Origin of the sequence: Parasphaerochaeta coccoides DSM 17374 (assembly GCF_000208385.1) — a bacterium.
In the GTDB taxonomy this organism is placed as follows: domain Bacteria; phylum Spirochaetota; class Spirochaetia; order Sphaerochaetales; family Sphaerochaetaceae; genus Parasphaerochaeta; species Parasphaerochaeta coccoides.
In genome coordinates this window covers 2060795-2078728 of the sequence record NC_015436.1, presented here as the reverse complement: position 1 = coordinate 2078728, position 17934 = coordinate 2060795, and the positions used below count along the sequence as shown (strand labels likewise).

16 protein-coding genes are annotated in these 17934 nt (G+C 52.3%); 12 read left to right on the top strand and 4 right to left on the bottom strand.

Annotation, left to right across the window (positions count from 1 at the left end):
- The first annotated feature begins 4 nt into the window (after positions 1–4).
- The 8 genes from SPICO_RS08980 to SPICO_RS08945 all read left to right on the top strand — a co-directional run bounded on the left by SPICO_RS08980 (position 5) and on the right by SPICO_RS08945 (position 8316).
- Complete coding sequence (locus SPICO_RS08980; RefSeq protein ID WP_013740353.1) at positions 5–1105, top strand: SufD family Fe-S cluster assembly protein; 1101 nt, start codon at positions 5–7, stop codon at positions 1103–1105.
- The gene (locus SPICO_RS08975; RefSeq protein WP_013740352.1) at positions 1102–2358 is read left to right on the top strand and encodes a cysteine desulfurase; all 1257 of its coding nucleotides are present in this window, start codon (positions 1102–1104) and stop codon (positions 2356–2358) included. Before SPICO_RS08980 ends, SPICO_RS08975 begins: the two co-directional genes overlap by 4 nt.
- Positions 2348–2818 (top strand): Fe-S cluster assembly sulfur transfer protein SufU, encoded by a 471-nt coding sequence (gene sufU / locus SPICO_RS08970; RefSeq protein WP_013740351.1) that lies wholly within the window; start codon positions 2348–2350, stop codon positions 2816–2818. Before SPICO_RS08975 ends, sufU begins: the two co-directional genes overlap by 11 nt.
- Positions 2808–3749 (top strand): helix-turn-helix transcriptional regulator, encoded by a 942-nt coding sequence (locus SPICO_RS08965; RefSeq protein WP_169310084.1) that lies wholly within the window; start codon positions 2808–2810, stop codon positions 3747–3749. Before sufU ends, SPICO_RS08965 begins: the two co-directional genes overlap by 11 nt.
- 174 nt (positions 3750–3923) lie before the next feature.
- The gene (gene cysK / locus SPICO_RS08960; protein ID WP_013740349.1) at positions 3924–4847 is read left to right on the top strand and encodes a cysteine synthase A; all 924 of its coding nucleotides are present in this window, start codon (positions 3924–3926) and stop codon (positions 4845–4847) included.
- Positions 4848–5113: 266 nt separating this feature from the next.
- Positions 5114–6181, top strand: a complete 1068-nt coding sequence (locus SPICO_RS08955) for an alpha/beta hydrolase family protein (RefSeq protein ID WP_013740348.1) — start codon at positions 5114–5116, stop codon at positions 6179–6181.
- Positions 6182–6430: 249 nt separating this feature from the next.
- Positions 6431–7222 (top strand): sulfite exporter TauE/SafE family protein, encoded by a 792-nt coding sequence (locus SPICO_RS08950; protein ID WP_041396016.1) that lies wholly within the window; start codon positions 6431–6433, stop codon positions 7220–7222.
- Positions 7219–8316: a radical SAM/SPASM domain-containing protein gene (locus SPICO_RS08945; protein WP_013740346.1), complete on the top strand. Its 1098-nt coding sequence runs from the start codon at positions 7219–7221 to the stop codon at positions 8314–8316. The genes SPICO_RS08950 and SPICO_RS08945 overlap by 4 nt, the downstream gene beginning before the upstream one ends.
- 205 nt (positions 8317–8521) lie before the next feature.
- On the opposite strand, the gene SPICO_RS08940 is transcribed toward SPICO_RS08945, so the two are convergent.
- The 4 genes from SPICO_RS08940 to SPICO_RS08925 all read right to left on the bottom strand — a co-directional run bounded on the left by SPICO_RS08940 (position 8522) and on the right by SPICO_RS08925 (position 13437).
- Positions 8522–9043, bottom strand: a complete 522-nt coding sequence (locus tag SPICO_RS08940) for a hypothetical protein (RefSeq protein ID WP_013740345.1) — start codon at positions 9041–9043, stop codon at positions 8522–8524.
- Between the two features lie 208 nt (positions 9044–9251).
- A complete protein-coding gene (locus SPICO_RS09980) occupies positions 9252–11375 on the bottom strand; it encodes an RCC1 domain-containing protein (RefSeq protein WP_013740344.1) in 2124 nt (707 codons plus the stop codon).
- A 361-nt stretch (positions 11376–11736) separates the two neighbouring features.
- Positions 11737–12357, bottom strand: a complete 621-nt coding sequence (locus SPICO_RS08930) for a superoxide dismutase (RefSeq protein ID WP_013740343.1) — start codon at positions 12355–12357, stop codon at positions 11737–11739.
- A gap of 150 nt (positions 12358–12507) precedes the next feature.
- Positions 12508–13437, bottom strand: a complete 930-nt coding sequence (locus SPICO_RS08925; protein WP_281047937.1) for a LysR family transcriptional regulator — start codon at positions 13435–13437, stop codon at positions 12508–12510.
- 137 nt (positions 13438–13574) lie between these two features.
- On the opposite strand from SPICO_RS08925, the gene citD reads away from it, so the two are divergent.
- The 4 genes from citD to SPICO_RS08905 all read left to right on the top strand — a co-directional run bounded on the left by citD (position 13575) and on the right by SPICO_RS08905 (position 17911).
- A complete protein-coding gene (citD, locus tag SPICO_RS08920) occupies positions 13575–13871 on the top strand; it encodes a citrate lyase acyl carrier protein (RefSeq protein ID WP_013740341.1) in 297 nt (98 codons plus the stop codon).
- The gene (locus SPICO_RS08915; protein WP_245523200.1) at positions 13853–14773 is read left to right on the top strand and encodes an aldolase/citrate lyase family protein; all 921 of its coding nucleotides are present in this window, start codon (positions 13853–13855) and stop codon (positions 14771–14773) included. The genes citD and SPICO_RS08915 overlap by 19 nt, the downstream gene beginning before the upstream one ends.
- On the top strand, positions 14770–16320 hold the full coding sequence (gene citF, locus SPICO_RS08910; RefSeq protein WP_013740339.1) for a citrate lyase subunit alpha: 1551 nt from the start codon (positions 14770–14772) through the stop codon (positions 16318–16320). The genes SPICO_RS08915 and citF overlap by 4 nt, the downstream gene beginning before the upstream one ends.
- Before the next feature lie 211 nt (positions 16321–16531).
- A complete protein-coding gene (locus tag SPICO_RS08905; RefSeq protein WP_013740338.1) occupies positions 16532–17911 on the top strand; it encodes a CitMHS family transporter in 1380 nt (459 codons plus the stop codon).
- Positions 17912–17934 lie beyond the last annotated feature (23 nt).

Sequence of the window (17934 nt, the reverse complement as noted above, 5' to 3'; positions counted from 1 at the left end):
AAAGATGAAGACAGAAAAACTTACCATACATGATGTGAATATCCTTCCCCGGCTGACCTACCGTCGGATGGGACTGAACGGCGGAGATTTCCAGGATGAGCTTGCCGTGGCCGGTTCTCTGCCCAAGAAGCCTGTCCCCCCTCCGTCGGATGATTATGTCATCAAGGACAGTGCGGCTTTCACTTCTCAGGTTGCCGTTCCATCGGGCATAGGCGACCAGTTCGTCGCGCATGTCCGTTCTTCGGCGAACGCCGGGTTCTTCATTGGCGTGAAGCCGCATGTCCGAGTGACCGACCCAATCATCATCCCTTATGTCGTGGATAGCTCATCGCCAGCCATTGTCGATGACACGGTTCTTGTGGCCGGGGAGGGAAGCAATGTGACGCTCGTCCAGACCATTCATTCGGCGGGAACGCCAGCGGCGGCACGGTACTACGCAGGCTCTACGCGCGTGGTTGCCCATCCTCATTCTCACGTGACCATCGTGCAGGTTCAGTTGCTGGATGACCAGGCGGTGAGTTTCATTGACTGTGGCGTGCATGCTGAAGAAGGAGCCACAGTGAAAGTCGTCCACGTACTGATTGGCGGACGGCGCATGTTCGGCGGATCCAAGGCGTTCCTTGCCGGGGACGATGCTTCCTATGAGTTGGGAACCATGTTCCTTGGAGACAATGAGCGCGTGTCCGAGATGAACTACATGGCGACCCACCAGGGGAAACGCACCCACTCCGACCTGGTGGGGCGTGGTGCTTTGCTTGACAAAGCGGTCAAGACATTCAAAGGCACCATAGACTTTCTCCCCGGCGCGGTCGGAAGCAAAGGAGCCGAGGAGGAATTTTCCTTGATGTTCAGCCCACAGGTAAGGAATAAATCAGTCCCCCTGATTCTCTGCGGAGAGGAAGACGTGGAAGGCGCCCATGCGGTGAGTACCGGACGGATTGATGTAGATTCCCTGTTCTACCTGATGAGCCGCGGCCTGGATGAAACGACGGCCAGGAAGCTGTTGGTAGAAGCCCAGTTCGAGCCCATCATAGCTATGATCCCTGATGAAAATATCCGTGATGAAGTATCCACGGTCATTGCGACAAGGCTGGCAGCACAATGAGCGACATAATGAGCGGCACACGGAAAATACAAGAATACAGAGAGGATTTCCCCATCCTTTCCCATTCATCAGGGGATGAAAGAACCGTCTATCTGGACAGCGCGGCGACTTCACAACGGCCTCGGCAAGTACTTGATGCCATGACCCGGTATTATGAGACGGCCAACGCGAATCCTCACCGTGGGGTATATGCTCTGGCGGTGGCTTCGACGGAAGCCTATGAAGGCGCCCGATCAAAGGTTGCTTCCTTCATTGGCGCAGCCTCTCCGCAGGAGATTATCTTCACCCGCAATACTACGGAGTCGATCAATCTCATTGCGTGGACGTATGCACGAAGCATTTTGAAAAAGGGAGACGAAGTAGTCATACCCGTGTCGGAGCATCATAGCAACTTAGTCCCTTGGCAGATAGTTTGTGCGGAAACGGGAGCCTCTTTAGTCTATCTCTACCTTGATGATGACGGTTATATTCGTGATGAGGACATCAAAACCAAGATTACAGCTCGCACCAAGATTGTCGCTTTCGCAGTGGTGAGCAATGTATTGGGCGTCGAAGTGCCGGTTCGCCGTATTGTGGAGAAAGCCCATGAAGCAGGAGCCGTCGTGATTGCTGACTGTGCCCAAAGCATCCCCCATGAAAGGCTTGACGTACAGGCGCTTGATCTGGACTTTGCCACTTTTTCCGGCCACAAGATGTTCGCTCCCCTGGGCATCGGGGTTCTTTATGGAAAGAAGGATATTCTGAAGGATATGCCGCCATTTCTCACCGGCGGCGACATGATTGAATATGTGACGGAACAGCATGCCACCTTTGCGCCGCTTCCCCAGCGTTTTGAGGCGGGTACGCAGAATGTGGAAGGAGCTGTCGGTCTGGCGGCTGCCATAGATTACATTGAGGCGGTCGGCTATGATGAAATCCGGAGGGTTGAGAAAGAGGTGACGGACTATGCCCTGGATACGTTGGGCGGCTTGCCCTGGATTCATATTTACGGCAAGGCGAGGGAAGGTGACGGGCGTTACCCTGTCATGTCCTTCACCGTAGATGGCATCCATCCCCATGACGTGGCATCCATCCTGGATACGGAGGGCGTCGCAATTCGCGCGGGACATCACTGCGCCCAGCCTCTGATGCAGTATCTGGGGGCGCATGCCACCTGTCGCGCCAGCATAAGCATCTACAATACGCGGGAAGACATTGACGCCTTGGTCGCCGCGTTAAAGAAAGCGAGGGAAGTATTCGGCTATGGATCTTAAGGAAATCTACACACAGGTCATCATGGTTCATAACGCCTCTACCCGCAACAAGCGTCATGTAGAGCATCCGACAGCGACAATCAAAGGAGTGAATCCTTCATGCGGGGATGAGATAGAGCTGGAACTTCGGTTGTCGCCTGAAGGGGTGGTCGAAGATGTCGCCTTCACCGGTACGGGTTGCGCCATCTCGCAGGCTTCCGCTTCGGTGATGGCTGATCTTGTCCGAGGCAAGACGCTTGCCGAGGCACGGCGGTTGGAAGGATTGTTTTTGGAGATGGTACGGGACGGAAAGCTGGACGATGAGACTATCGGACATCTACAGGAGGCAGCGGCTTTCTCTAATGTATCCCACATGCCGGCACGGGTGAAATGTGCCGTACTGGGATGGCATACACTCAATGAGGCATTGGATGCCTCGGAAGCAAAGGAAGGCGGTAAGGATGGTGGAAATGGGGGCTGAAAGGACGACAGGACATCCGGCAGGTGATATTCTTGAAGCTGCGGGATGCATCGCCACTCATGAGGAATCTTTCTCGACATACATCATTCCGGATAAATACGGGTACGGTACCATACAGATTTTTGCGTCTTCACCGGGCATGGTGGCTCTCAAGATGAACATTTTCCTTTACGAACCCCTGAAACTTTCCAGCCTTGAGCTTTTTCCTGTCCATGAGCGTTCGTTTCTTTTTCTGCGTGATATTGATAAGGATGAAGTAATCACCTGCCATATGCCAGCATCGTCCGCTACGGACAGGGCTACCTTGGATCTTCCCGCCGGTCGTCTGGTTCGCATAGTCGAGTTTGCCTATAGGGAGAAGGAATTTCGTGCTTATTTAGGAAAACGCTATTCCAATGACGATGGTGAACAGGCGCGCGCCCTCTACCATCTGCCCCGCCATCTCAACGTTGAGCATGTGCTTCAGCTTTTCCAGCGGCTGGGAGACATTACCCTGACCGCAGACGCTGCCCAGCGTTCCATCAGTTCCTCAATGTCGCTGTTCCTCTTTTATCTGACCAACAATACCTTTGAGTTCTGCGAGACATGTGACATCCAAGGGGGATGTCATTCCCAGGACAAGATGGGGTTGTGCGCCGTGACGGCATATTTCCTTGAACATCCGGCTGATTCGCCGTCGATAGAAAAACTTTCACATATCGCCGGGATGAGTCCCACCAAGTTGAAGACCCTTTTTAAGAAGCAGTATGGGGACACCCTCTACGGCTATCTCCGTACCTTGAGAATGAACCTGGCGGCAAACTATCTTAGGGAAGGCCGCTCGGTGACCGAGGTTTCCTATGCGGTGGGTTATAAGAGCGTGAACCGATTCTCCGAAGCCTTCCGCCTGGTCTTCGGCGAGTATCCGGGAAAAGTAAAGACATCCCTGTGAAGCAGGGAGAAGATACACGGGGAGCCTTTTTCTGGCATTTATAATTCCTACTACACTACAGTATTTCATATGGTTATATTGACAGTAAAAAGATTGTCCAGTATCATATTCTCTATACCACAAGAGAATGTTGTACGCTTTTTTCGTACAGCTCACTTTCCAAGGAGGAAAACCATGGCTCGTGTGAATGATATTACACAGGTGATAGGACGGACGCCCCTTGTCCGTATCAACAGATTGAATGATGGTGGAGCGGATGTTTACGCCAAGGTGGAAAGTTTCAATCCGTTTTCCAGCGTAAAAGACCGTATCGGTCTTGCGTTGATCGAGTCCGCTGAAAAAGCCGGAAAGCTGACGAAAGGTTCCGTCATCATTGAGCCGACAAGCGGCAACACAGGCATTGCTCTGGCTGCCGTGGCAGCGGTGAAAGGGTATCGTATCATCCTTACCATGCCGGAGACCATGAGTATTGAGCGGCGCAAGCTCTTGAAGGCCTATGGAGCTGAATTGGTGCTGACCGAGGGAGCGAAAGGGATGAAAGGAGCCATTGAAAAGGCTGAGGAACTGGCTACGACATATGAAAATTCCTTCATTCCCCAGCAGTTTAACAACCCTGCGAACCCTGCCATCCATGAGGCGACGACAGGTCCTGAGATATGGGATGACACCGAGGGAAAGGTTGATATCCTCATAGGCGGTGTTGGTACTGGCGGTACAATCACCGGCGTCGGCAAGTTTCTCAAAGGGAAGAAGCCGGATGTGAAGGTCGTTGCAGTGGAACCGGTGACCAGCCCTGTCCTGTCCGGCGGAAAGCCGGGGCCGCATAAGATACAGGGTATCGGCGCGGGATTTGTGCCCAAGGTTTATGATCCGGCCATAGTCGATGAGATTTATGAAACAGATGAAGTGAAGGCAGGGGTCACCGCCCGTGCCGCCGCACGTGAGGAAGGTTTGTTGATTGGCATATCATCCGGCGCTGCGCTTGAGGCTGCCCTGACATACTCCCGCAAACCGGAGAACGCCGGCAAGACAATCGTCGTCGTCCTTCCTGATACTGGTGAACGCTATCTTTCCACGTGGCTGTGGGATGAGGCGTGATTGAATGCTTTGAGGACAACACGAGCATTGCCGACAGACAAGCGGAGATGAACGTTAGTTCCGGTGATTGGACGTGTACTCGCGGCTCAGGGGATGTTCCGTTCCTGTACATCCCCTAATATGTTCTTTGCATGAGCTTCCCCTGTGACGTTGTGCATCAGTAGCATTTTCTTTATCATCATCATGAAAATACACAAGGTGTTCTTACGTGGCCATGAGCCTGGAAAGGAAAGACGCCTTGTGGGTACATAGGAGATGATGAAAAGATGAGAACGTTCCTGATTACATGCGGGGTTGTCCTGATGCTGCTGGTTTCTTGTGCCACCACCCCGGTACAGACTGCTGACCTGCCGCCGTGCGCAACGGTTCCGGAAGTGGCAGCGGCAGAACGTGAAGTCCCCGCCGATTCTTCTCCGGTGGAAGCGGAAGCCGAAACTGATATGCCTATTGTCGCTGAGACGCCTGTCCTGGTTCCTGACAGCATCATCCATGACAGCAGTGAACCAGTGGAAAGCGAGACGCCTGTCGTTGATGAAACCCCTGCCGTGGTTCTTGGCAGCATCGAATCATTTGATGCGATTATCGAAGGTTCCTCACGGCAGATTCCGGTGACTATCGTCCTGCCTGCCGGTTCCGATTTCTCTCCGTTGGTCGTCATCATGCATGGGCATGGAGGAAGCCGCCAAGAGAACGGAGGTTTCGCCGGTATCGCCCAGGCGTTGGCTGAAAAGGGCATTGCTTCAGTGCGGATGGATTTTGCCGGTTGCGGTGATTCAAGCGTCTCTTTCATTGAGAATAACATGACATCGATGCTTGAGGATGCCCGTGCGGCAGGTCTCTGGGCTGTCGAGACGCAACCTGTCGATTCTCGGCGGATTGGATTGCTCGGATACAGCATGGGCGGTCGTCTTGCCTTGGTGGAAGCCTCCCGTGGGGAGTTTGACTATGGCGGCATAGCACTCCTTGCTCCGGCGACGATGCCCTATTCAACCCAGGAGAACATCAAGAACTACGTGAGTGCCTACCGTACCGGAGCCTATGAACAACCATGGTATGGCTCGACCCTTACGATTGGTTCCAAGTGGTTTGAGGACTTGTTCATCACCGATAAGGTCATGAACAACCTGCCTCCGATGGGCAATGTCCTGATCCTCCATGGTACTGAGGACACAGTAGTCCCCCGTGACTCCAACCAGAAGGTGGCTGACGCGCTTGGCGTCACGCTGGTCGATATTCCCGGCGCAGACCATGGGTATGGTTTCTATTCCGACCAGAGTGAAGTGACTGCTTTGGTGGAGGAAACGATTTCCGAGTTCTTCGCGGCTTCCTTGTAAACGGGACATATACGCTTCACGGATAATGTGAAGGAATTGTATTGCCGCCTCATGGGATGACCATGCAGGCGGTTTTTTATTTGTTCCTATGCCATGAGAAAGAGGTAGGCGCAAAGAAAAGGATTCATTTGGCTTATAACCTGAACAAAAGAGGAACGCAACGCCGGTCATTCCCCATGGACTGTTTTTCTCATGCATGTCACCATAGAAGACGTGAATGTTTGGTTTCTCTATGGTGAGGACAGGGAAGTGAGTAGTGTCATTGTTTTTGTTACGTTCATTGCGACTGTCATAGGCTCAATCAGCGGCATAGGCGGGGGAGTCATCATCAAGCCGGTCATGGATGCCGTCAGTGGCTTGACGGTCTCCGTCATCAGTTTCCTCTGCGGAACAACCGTACTGGCCATGACCTCCGTTGCCTTGCTTACGCGCAAAGACGGAGAAGTACGCGTTAATGGGAAGATTGGGACTTTGCTTGCCATAGGAAGCGTGCTTGGAGGAATCATTGGCAAGGAAGCGCTTTTTTTCATACGACAGGCCGCGGGCAATGATGAGCTGGTGGGTTTCACGCAGAACATCATTCTTGTCATCCTTACTGCCATGGTCTTCCTGTACACAGTACGGAAAAACAAAATAGAAACCTTGCACGTCGTGCATCCTGTCCTATGTTTGTCGTCCGGCCTGTTTCTGGGGCTTTGTTCTTCTTTCCTGGGCATTGGTGGCGGTCCTGTCAACATCATGATTCTTTCCTATCTTTTTTCCATGGACAGCAAACATGCGGCGCTTAATTCCCTGTTCATCATTTTCTTCTCACAGCTTGCAAGCCTGGCAATGACCATTTTAACAAATTCGGTTCCTGATTTCCCATGGTTGCTGCTGATCCTGATGATTGCATCCGGTATCTGCGGCGCACTGCTTGGCAGGAAAGTATCGTTGAAACTGAGCCATGCCCACGTAGACCGGCTGTTCATGGCGGTGATGGTCGTCATCATAGGATTGTCGTTGTATAATGTCTTCATGTTTGGAATGGGAAGGAAATGAAGCCTCTGTCCATCATGATCAAACCTGCCTCATCCGCATGTAACCTTGCATGTGATTATTGCTTCTACTGCAATGAAGCGGCCAACAGGAGCGTCCCCTGTCACACAATCATGAAGGAAGACGTGGTTCGGGCGCTTCTTCACAAGACCCTTGAAGAGGCAGGGAGCGTATCATATGCGTTCCAAGGGGGAGAGCCTGCGCTTGCGGGGCTGTCGTGGTTCAAGAGGTTCGTAGCGCTGGAGAAAGAACTGAATACCGGACATATCCCTGTTTCCTATGCTTTCCAGACGAACGGAACACTGATGGATGATACATGGGCGGCATTCTTCAAGGAAAATGGATTTCTGGTCGGCATTTCGTGTGATGGCGCTCCCCGCATTCATAACATGCATCGTCCCAGGATTGGGGGAGGACGCAGCAGCGCAGACGTTCTTGCGGGAATAGAGGCCATGCAACGCGCTCATGTCGATCTCAACATACTTACTGTCGTGACCGATGAAGTCGCACAGAACATTGACCAGGTATGGGACTTTTTCATGCGGCATGGACTGTATTATCAGCAGTACATCCCGTGCATGAACCTGCTGGGCGATGCTCGTGATTTTCTCACTGCCGAAGCCTACGGACATTTCCTTATCCAGCTGGCACAGAAATGGATGCACTCCCTGCACAGTCCTTTTCCGGTATCAATCCGGTATTTTGACAATCTGGTCGGGATGTACATGGGACTCCCTCCGGAAGCATGTGACATGAAGGGAGTTTGTTCGGTACAGTATGTCGTTGAATCAGACGGTTCCACATATCCCTGTGATTTCTATTGCCTTGACCCGTATCTTCTGGGCAATATCCTTTCTGATTCACTCCAAACAATCAATGACAAGCGTTTCACGACTCTTTTCCTGCACAATACCCGCAATGGCTCTGAAAAATGCAAGGAATGTCCTTATCTGATGCTATGCCGGGGTGGATGCAAACGGTATAGGGATGAGAAGGGAGAGTACAGATTCTGTGAAAGCCATAGGATGTTTTTCAGGGAAATGAACGAACCTTTCATGAAGCTGGTGTCTTTCCTTGCCAAGGAGCGAGGCGAGTGACCGGGAACATGCTGTTTCCGACAAAGGAAGGGGAATGCCGCAAAGTTTTTGCGACATCCCCCGGACTATAACCATATGCGGGAAACATCACATGGGCATGGCACAAGAATCCTCCGTGCTATGGCTTGCGTGATTTTGGATCTTACAGATTCTTTATTACGGCAGACAGTTTCTTTCTCTCCCGCTGTGTATGCTCTGTCTCCAATCACATATCCCGCAGGAAGTAGAAGTGCTTCCCTTGTGCATCCGTCACGGTCAGGGTCTCTGTTCCTTCCGCCGAACCTTCCGAATGTTTCACCTCCAGCGTCTCCATGTCCTGGCTCACGGTGAGGATAAGATTCTTTTCCCCGTATCCCAGAAGAACGTTGGTCTTGTCGGAGGGGAGTTTGCTCTTTCCATCATCCAGCCACCCATTCAGTTCCCCGTCTTCTGTGACCGTAGGATAAAACTCCAGATGACGCCATTTCCAGTCGGTGGCGGGTTTGTCGGAACCGATGTCCTGTTTCCATGTGGTTCCTGCCAGATGAAGCAGCAATAACTCCTGTGAGTCTTTGTCAATGATGGCGGGCAGCGAGATGTTGCAGGCAATGCAGCTGACTATGACAAGGATGAAGAATGTAGCCATGGGGATGAACCGGACGATGAACGGCAGGGCTTTAGCAGTCTCTGTCTTTCCCTGATTGTGAGAATCTACGGAGCTTTTTTTCAAGCTGTTGATGTCTGACATGTGGAACTCCTACAATGATAGGTATATGTAATGAACAGCCACGGATGTGGCTGGGGGCTATATGTGTCGGATTACAGGCGGGGCGTGTATGAGGCTGTATTTCATGCGAATGTTGTCCCTGGATTCTCAATTTCAAAGGGGATGAAACCGGCGTGGCGGAACGACTTGTTAATCGGTCGGCGTACGCCGGTATCTCCTCGTGTTCTGGTTAGAAAATTACCTGTTCGGGCGTTTTTATGTTGGTTCCCAAACTGCTGTCACCTAGACCCAGTTGACCAAAACCGTTGTGTCCAGTCGCCCAGAGCGTGCCGTCCTTCTTCAAAATTATCGTGTGATTCATTCCGGCGGAGACGGCCACGACATCAGTCATGAAGTCGCCAAGAGTGGTACTGGCCTTGACCTGCACGGGAGTCTTGCTGTTGATCATAGTGCCGTCACCCAGTTCACCAGAACCGTTGTATCCAGTCGCCCAGAGCAAGCCGTCCTCCTTCAGGATTATCGTATGACCCCATCCGCCGGAGACGACCGCGACATCAGAACCCATGGACGTGACCTGCGCGGGCGTGCTTCTGCCGTCATTATCACCGACACCCAATTGACCATATCCGTTGGATCCAGTCGCCCAGAGCGTCCCGTCCTCCTCCTTCAGGATCATCGTGTGACCGACTCCGGCGAAGACGGCCGCGACATTCTCCATGACCTGTTCGGGCGTGTTTCTTTCGGTATTATAACCGTCACCCAGTTGTCCAGAAGCGTTGTATCCTGTCGCCCAGAGCGTACCGTTTTTCTTCAGAATCATCGTATGTAACTCTCCGGTGGAGACCGCCGCGACATCAGAATCCATGGACGCGACCTGCACGGGCGTGTCTTTGTTGTCATTATTACCGATACCTAGTTGGCCATTAGAGTTGAATCCAGTCGCCCAGAGCGTACCGTCTTTCTTCAAGATCATCGTATGGGCGGCTCCGGCGGAGACAGCCTTGACACCAGTCATGAACCCACCAGCATCATCCTTGACCTGCACGGGAATGGTTTTGTCGATTATAGTGCCGTCACCCAATTGACCCACTCCGTTGTATCCAGTCGCCCAGAGCGTGCCGTCCTTCTTCAGGATCAGCGTATGAGTCTCTCCGGCGAAGACGGCCGCGACATCAGTCATTTTCACGGAACCATCGGGAGAATCCCAGACCTGCTCGGGCGTGCTTCTGTTAGTCGTATCGCCGACACCCAGTTGACCATATTCGTTGTTCCCAGTCGCCCAGAGCGTGCCGTCCGTCTTCAGGATCATCGTGTGATAACCTCCGGCGGAGACTGACTTGACTCTCACCTTGACAGCAGGCGCGTTTATGCCGTCCCCGGTGTCCCAGTCCTGTATCTCAATCTCAATAGCGGCAACGGCGACTTCATCCGCTTCCGTATTCAGCGTCATGTTGTAGACATGTTGCTTGCCTTTGTCAAAGTGAATCTTGCCTTGATCAGAGGTCGCTACGGAATCCGCTACCCATGTGTATGTACCAGCTCTAGCACCACCGCTCAGGGTAAACTCCAGAATTAAGTTATCCAGAGCAAAAGTGTTGCCCACAGGTATCAGCACAGCCTCGAACCTGCGCTTTCCCTCGGTTCTTTCCGTGGTCGTAAGCGTGTCGGAAATGTCCTTCATGACAATAGACGCGCTCGTATCCGTCGTGCCCAAGGTTCCGTCATTCAGGTTTATCGTAGTTTCAGAACCCAAGCCCTTGACCGTGACGGTAAAGCCGCCGGTGGCATTGTTGATGGCATCCTTATCAACGGTGGTACTTGGCCCAAGGTTGACAATCAAACGGGAGAGCATGTGGTCAAGCTTCAGATGCACCGTTGAGGTATTGTTCTGTACATTGTCGGTACGTCCCCACAGGAAGTCGGCCTTTCCGGTGTCCTGTTCCCCGGAACCAAGGGGATAGACGTTTATGGATAGAGCCGTGGTATCAGCGATGGGAGACACGTAAGGATAGTAGGCGATGAAGTCGAAGAATGGTGCAGGATTCGTACTAAGGTCATCCCACTTCAAGGTATCGGCAGTGGTGGCAGGAGTGAAGCCGGAAGTCTGGAAGGCTGTGTCAGCCAGATACTTCTTGTTGAAACGCGCATCCACAGGGGTGGGGGTGTCATCCAAATCCACATTGGCGGTGGCCATGAAGATGCCTACTGCATCAGCGGCTTGCCATTCGGAGTCTGCCGTGGCCTTGCGTCCTATCTCCGTGGAGAAGCGCACTGCATTGGTATTTGAAACATTCAGTTTGCTGTCGCATGAAATGAAGGTGATAAGAAGCATCAGGATGGTCAGGAAGACCATGACGCTTAGTTTACTCTCTCTCTCTCTCTCTCTCTCTCTCTCATAGTGTCTTTTCCTTTCTCCGTGAAGAAGATGATGACATGCCAGCTTACGCATATGGTAGTAATTAGGAAATAGTATAAACGTGGTGATGGCAGAAAGCTATTACCCAAAGGTATTATTTTGCATGAAAAGCATATAATACTTTCGGGTTATTTGGTGATTTTGGATGTTAATATTTGTTTATGATTAATTTTCAAGCGTATATGGTGCAAGAAATCAAAAAAGTGGAGATTATGAAAAAAGGAGGACGCCACAAACTTTTTTGCGACATCCCCCTGCATGCGTAGCGTGACAAAGAACGCTCCTATGGCATCCTTAATTACGCCTCGATTGCCTTCTCATACAGGCTTCCAACCTTCTTCCAGTCAATGACATTCCAGAAAGCCTTGACATAGTCAGCGCGCAGATTCTTGTATTTCAGGTAGTATGCGTGCTCCCAGACATCAATGCCAAGGATGGGAAACCCGGAACCATCCATGAGAGGATTGTCCTGATTCGCTGAGGAAGATACGGTCAGCGTGCCGTTCTTGTCGGTGGACAACCAGCCCCAGCCTGAACCAAAGCGAGCAATGGAAGCGGCGCTCAGCTTTTCCTTGAAAAGATCAAAGGAACCGAAGTTCTTGTCAATCTGGGAAGCAAGCCGTCCGGAAGGGATGCCTCCGGTTCCCGGAGCCATGGTGTCGAAGTACACATTGTGATTATAAAAGCCGCCGCCATTGTTGCGTACCGCCGTGCGGATTTCTTCCGGCAGAGAAGTAATATCCTTGAGCAGACACTCAATCCCTCTCTCACGGTCTTTGTCAGAGGCTTTCTCCAGAGCCGCATTCAGGTTCTTGGCGTAGGCCGCATGGTGCTTCGTATAATGGGTTTCCATTGTCAGCGCATCTATGTATGGCTCAAGCGCGGAAAAATCATAGGAAAGTTCAATCTGGGTAAACATGGTCATTATCCTCCATAGTTAGATATATATAAAAGTAGTTATGAAAACAGGGAACGTGTAGGGGAAAGCGTGAAAAACAAGCATATTTCTGCAATATTCGGGACAATAGGAAGCCATGTGATTCTTGGTAATGCGTAATACCCGTTCGCTTCATCTGCCGCCTGCCCCTGACTTTTTCAACGATGGAGTAGAGGAGTAATATTTTTTCAGCAACTCGAAACAGGCTTTTTCCGGGGCGGTGAAATCCTTGGCCTTGAGATGGAGTATGCCGCTCTTGCGGGTAACCGGGGGAGTCCCGAAACGGTAGACATGGTATTTCCCCCGCATCTGGAAGTTATTTATTATGTTCTCAGTAGTGATGCACAGATGTTTGCCCTGCTCTGTATAGAAAAGCGCGCTCAGGGAATTGTCAGTCGTGATGGGAACATTGCGGAGAGTGACACCCATGTCCGCCAGGCTCTTGTCAATCAGTTTCCTGATGCCGGATGTCTTGTCTGCCAGGGCAAAAGGAAGATCGGCCAACGCCCTGATGTCAACCCATGGGTAACCGCCGTCCTCCAACATCACGGGAGAGAGTGACAGGGGAAAAGACTTGGGTATTACGACGAGCAAGGGAGATGAGAAACAATTATGGTAGGCAATGGGATCCCCCTCATCAGGAGGACTCGACAGAGCGAAGGCAAGAGTTGAATCAAGCAGGTTTGCTTTTATGTCGCGACTGTAGACCCGTATGAACTGGAGTTCGACATCAGGATGCAACGTATTGAATTCCTGTGACGTGTAAGCGAACGTGGGGAAGTTTGAAGCCAACGTGTAGCCAATCCAGATGATGCTTCGCCTGTGAGACCGCAACGCTTCAATAGTGTTGAGCATCTGGAAGTGCTTCTCCCTCACGGCCTGGGCATACTCCACATATATCTTTCCACCTTCCGTTAAGGTCAGCATGTTCTTGCCCCGGACGAACAGTGGAGTCTGTAGGTCATCCTCCAGGTTTGCGAGAAAACGGCTCAGGGCAGGCTGGGAGATGTAAAGCGATTTCGCCGCCTGCGAGATGGACTGGAACTTTGCTATTTCCAGTATGTAGTCGACGTCTTTCGTGTTTATGGTTGCATCCTCCTTCTGAAGGGGTCATGCATTTAAGTTATGATACCATGAAAAAACGATATTTGCCTAGTAGAAAGAAGTACTTTATAACAGATGAGTCAGGAGGATGCTCCATGGTGATAGAAAAGCCTGCTATGGCGGGAACTTTGGAATCAAGTGACATACAGGTGATGGTAGAGCCCGCGAAGGAAGGGATTGCCCTTGAGCTTGAAAGCAGCGTGATGGCTCAGTTCGGTGATCAGATTCGAGACACCATCCTTGAAGTGTTGAAGAAGATGGATGTAGACGGAGTGAAGATATCCGCCCACGATCAAGGGGCTCTCGAATGCACGATTCGCTCCCGTGTCCAGACAGCGGTACTTCGAGCCGGCAACGTAACGGAGAATCTTCCGTGGGGGACAGTGCTATGACCGATGCCCAGAAAAACCGTATCCGACGAACAATGATGTTCCTCAACACGCAGAGGGCGGCTCTCGTCAAGGATTCATACGTGTACAAACCTGACTCCGTCCTTCTTGACCTTGAGGACGCTGTTGCGGAGGGAGAGAAGGATTCTGCCCGCGTACAGCTGTACAACACGCTGAAGTATGTCGATTACCACGGTGTGGAGAGATTCGTGAGGATCAACGGACTTGATACCCCTCATTATAAGGAAGACATCCGTGCTTCCGTGGCCGGTGGCGCTGATGGTATCCGCATCCCCAAGACCGAGACGAAGAATGATGTCGCCCTGGTCGAGGAACTGGTGGAGAAAGCCGAGAAGGAATTTGGCAGACCGGTCGGTTCCACAATGCTGATGGCAGCCTTGGAGTCTCCCCGCGCAGTGCTGAACGCATACGAGATTGCCACCAGCAGCGACAGGATGATGGGAATTGCCCTGAGCGCCGGTGATTTCAAGAGAACGATGCATGCCCGTCAGACTGCTGACGGTTCCGAGCTGGCCACGGCTCGCGGCTTGATCATCATGGCCGCCCGTGCCGCTGGCATCATGGCCTTCGATACCGTATACACCAACATTGATGACATAGCCGGACTGCGCCGTGAAGCCGAACTGATTCGGGACATGGGTTTCGACGGCAAATCCTTGATCAGCCCAAAGCAGATTGCCACCATCCATGAGGTGTTCACGCCGACGGAGAAGGAAATCAGCCGTGCCGAGCATTTGATCCTCGCGGTAGAGGAAAACAAGAAGAAAGGTGTCGGTGTCCTTGTCGTCGATGGCGCCATGGTTGACATTGCCATGGTCGAAGGCGCCTACAGGACCCTGACGCTTGCAAAGGCATCGGGAGTGTACAAGGGAGGCTTGGTATGATCAACAAAGCAGGACGCGACATCCCGGATGAACTCCTCAAGGATGGCCTGGAAGTATTCCAGGGACAATATTACCGTGATGGATACGAATACAAGAAAGCTGCCCCGAAGGTGAAAGGTTACGTGCAACCCCGTGGCAGCAAGGTTGTTGATTCCTTGAAGGATGCTATCCTCAAGTGCGGTTTGAAAGATGGCATGACCGTGTCATTCCATCACCATTTCCGTGAGGGGGACTATGTTGCCAGCATGGTCATGGAAGTAATCCATGAACTAGGATTCAAGGACATCTACATCTGTGCTTCAAGCCTTGGCGCTGCTCAGAAAAGCTTTGTCCCGATGATTGAGGATGGAACCATCACTGGCATTTCCACCAGCGGCGTCCGTGCTGAGATAGGCCGTGCCATATCCGAAGGGAAACTGCCCAGACCGGCGATGATCAGAACCCATGGCGGACGTGTGCGGGCTATTGAGACCGGCGACATCCACATTGACATTGCGTTCATCGGCGCTCCGACGAGCGACGAACTCGGCAACTCCAGGGGAACCGGCGGCAAGTCCGATTGCGGAGTTCTTTCGTATGCCGTCGTTGATGCCCGGTACGCCGACAAGGTAGTGGTCGTCACCGACATGCTTGTGCCGACTCCGAACCTGCCTGCGGGCATCCAGGGCATCGATGTCGATTATGTCGTTGTCGTTGACCAGATTGGCAATCCCAAAAAGATTGCTTCCGCGGTACTCCGCATGACGGAAAATCCCCGTGAACTGATGATTGCCGAATATGCAACGAAGTGCATGGTGGCTACTCCTTATTTCAAGGACGGATTTTCCTTTCAGACGGGAGCCGGTGGCGCAAGCCTTGCAGTGACCCGTTTCCTCCGTCCGTACATGGAGAAGCAGGGTATCCAGATGGGATTTGCCTGTGGAGGCATTGTCGAGCCGATGGTTCAGCTTTTGAAGGACGGCTTCATCAGGAAGATTGTTGACACGCAGGACTTTGATATCGCTTCCGTAGAATCAATCGGCAAGACGCCCGGACATGTCGAGATTTCGACATCCGAGTATGCCAACCCGCTGAACAAGGGCGCGTTCGTCAACTACCTGGATTTCGTCATCCTTGGAGCGTTGGAAGTGGATGTTGATTACAACGTCAATGTCGTCCAGGGTTCCGATGGCCTTATCCAGGGGGCTCCTGGCGGGCATGTGGACACGGCGGCTGGCGCAAAATGCACAATTATCGCCACACCACTTGTGCGGAGCCGCATTCCGAGCATCCGTGACCGGGTGACATCGGTCACAACTCCCGGTGAGAGCGTCGATATCGTCGTGACGGAATATGGCGTTGCGGTCAATCCAGCGCGCGCGGACTTGATTGCGTGCCTGGCTGACAGCGGCGTACCGCTCAAGACGATTGAGGAGCTGCGCGACGAGGCTTACAAACTTGTGGGTACTCCCGCGGACATCAAATTTGAGGACAAAATAGTGGCGCTCGTCGAATACCGCGACGGAACCATCATTGATGTCATACGCAAACCTGCCGATTTGGGCTGAGGCTTGAGCCTCCCTCCGGTGAGGTCGCGGAACATTAGCGAAAGTTTCCGGTTTTCCTGTTATCGGGCGTCGGCAGGGAATCCGGGGATCTTTCTCCTGCCTGCGGGCAGGATGGACGCGGAGTTCCGTTGTTTTTAATTTCTGTTTTTCGCGTGTTCCGGCACGCATGACGCACATCACCACTTGTTATAGTAGGTATGGGAGGTTCTTTATGATGACATTACTTGCCTGGGCAATGATCGCCACCTTCATGGCGCTCATCATTACCAAGAAGTTGTCTCCGTTTACGGCGCTTATAGTCGTGCCGTTCCTGTTTGCTCTGGTAGGATCGTTCTTCGGTCTTTATGCCGAGCAGGCAGCCAAGGTGTACAAGATCGCCGATCCGACGCTCTGGCACCAGATTCGGGTCTTGGGTGAATTCACCGTTGAAGGTGTCAAGAAGACTTCGACGACCGGTATCATGTTGCTGTTCGCAATCATGTACTTCTCAATCATGCTGAACACCGGTATGTTTGACCCGATTACCCGCAGGATGATTCAGTTCGCCAAGGGCGATCCGAAGCGCATCCTGATTGCGACCGGTATTGTTGCGGCAGCTGTCTCCCTCAATGGTGATGGAACGACGACGACACTCATCGTATGTACTGCTTTCCTTCCGCTTTACAAGAAGATGAACATGAAGCTGATGAACCTTGCGGTAATCACGGTTTTGATGAACACCATCATGAACCTGTTGCCCTGGGGCGGGCCTACGGCACGCGTCATTTCCGTCCTTCCGTCACTTAACGGCAAGGATGCCGAAATCCTGCGGGCTCTGGCTCCCGGCATGGTCGTTGCATTCCTCTACATGATGGGCGTCTGTTATGTCCTTGGTCGTCGTGAAAGCGCTCGCATCGGGGTCAGGACGTTCACTCAGGCCGAGCTCAATGAGCTGACGGCTTCCGCGTCCCCTGAAGAAGAAGCTTTGAAAAGACCTAAGCTGTTCTGGTTCAATCTTATCCTGACCATTGCGTTGGTCGCCATGCTGATGGCCGGTACGTTCCCGTCAGTATTCCTCTTCCTTGCCGGTACGGTTGTTGCCCTGATGGTCAACTATCCTAAGCAGAAGGATCAGAAGGCGCGTATCCAGGATAACGCAGGCGATGCGTTGCAGGTTGTCATCCTTGTCTTTGCGGCAGGCATTTTCTCCGGTCTGTTTACCAGCACAGGCATGTCCACCGCACTGGCGAACAGCCTTGTCGCCATCATTCCCCAGAGCCTTGGCCGCGCATGGGGTCTTGTTGTCGCGGTGTTGTCGGCTCCTGGTACTTTCTTCCTGTCGAACGATGCGTTCTACTATGGCGTTCTGCCTGTCTTTGCGGAGACCGGAAAACTCTACGGTTTCAGCGAAATGTCGCTTGGTGTTGCTTCCTTGCTTGGTCAGGCGTTCCACTTGCTGAGTCCTCTGGTAGCCTTCATCTATCTGTTGATCAACCTGACCGAGGTGGAGATGGGCGCATGGCAGAAGGAAGCCGGAAAGTGGGCCATTGGTATCTTCATCAGTTTTGTCGGTGTTGCTGCCATCACGGGCATCGTGCCACTGATAATCTGAAGCTGACAGCCTGAACTTGAAGA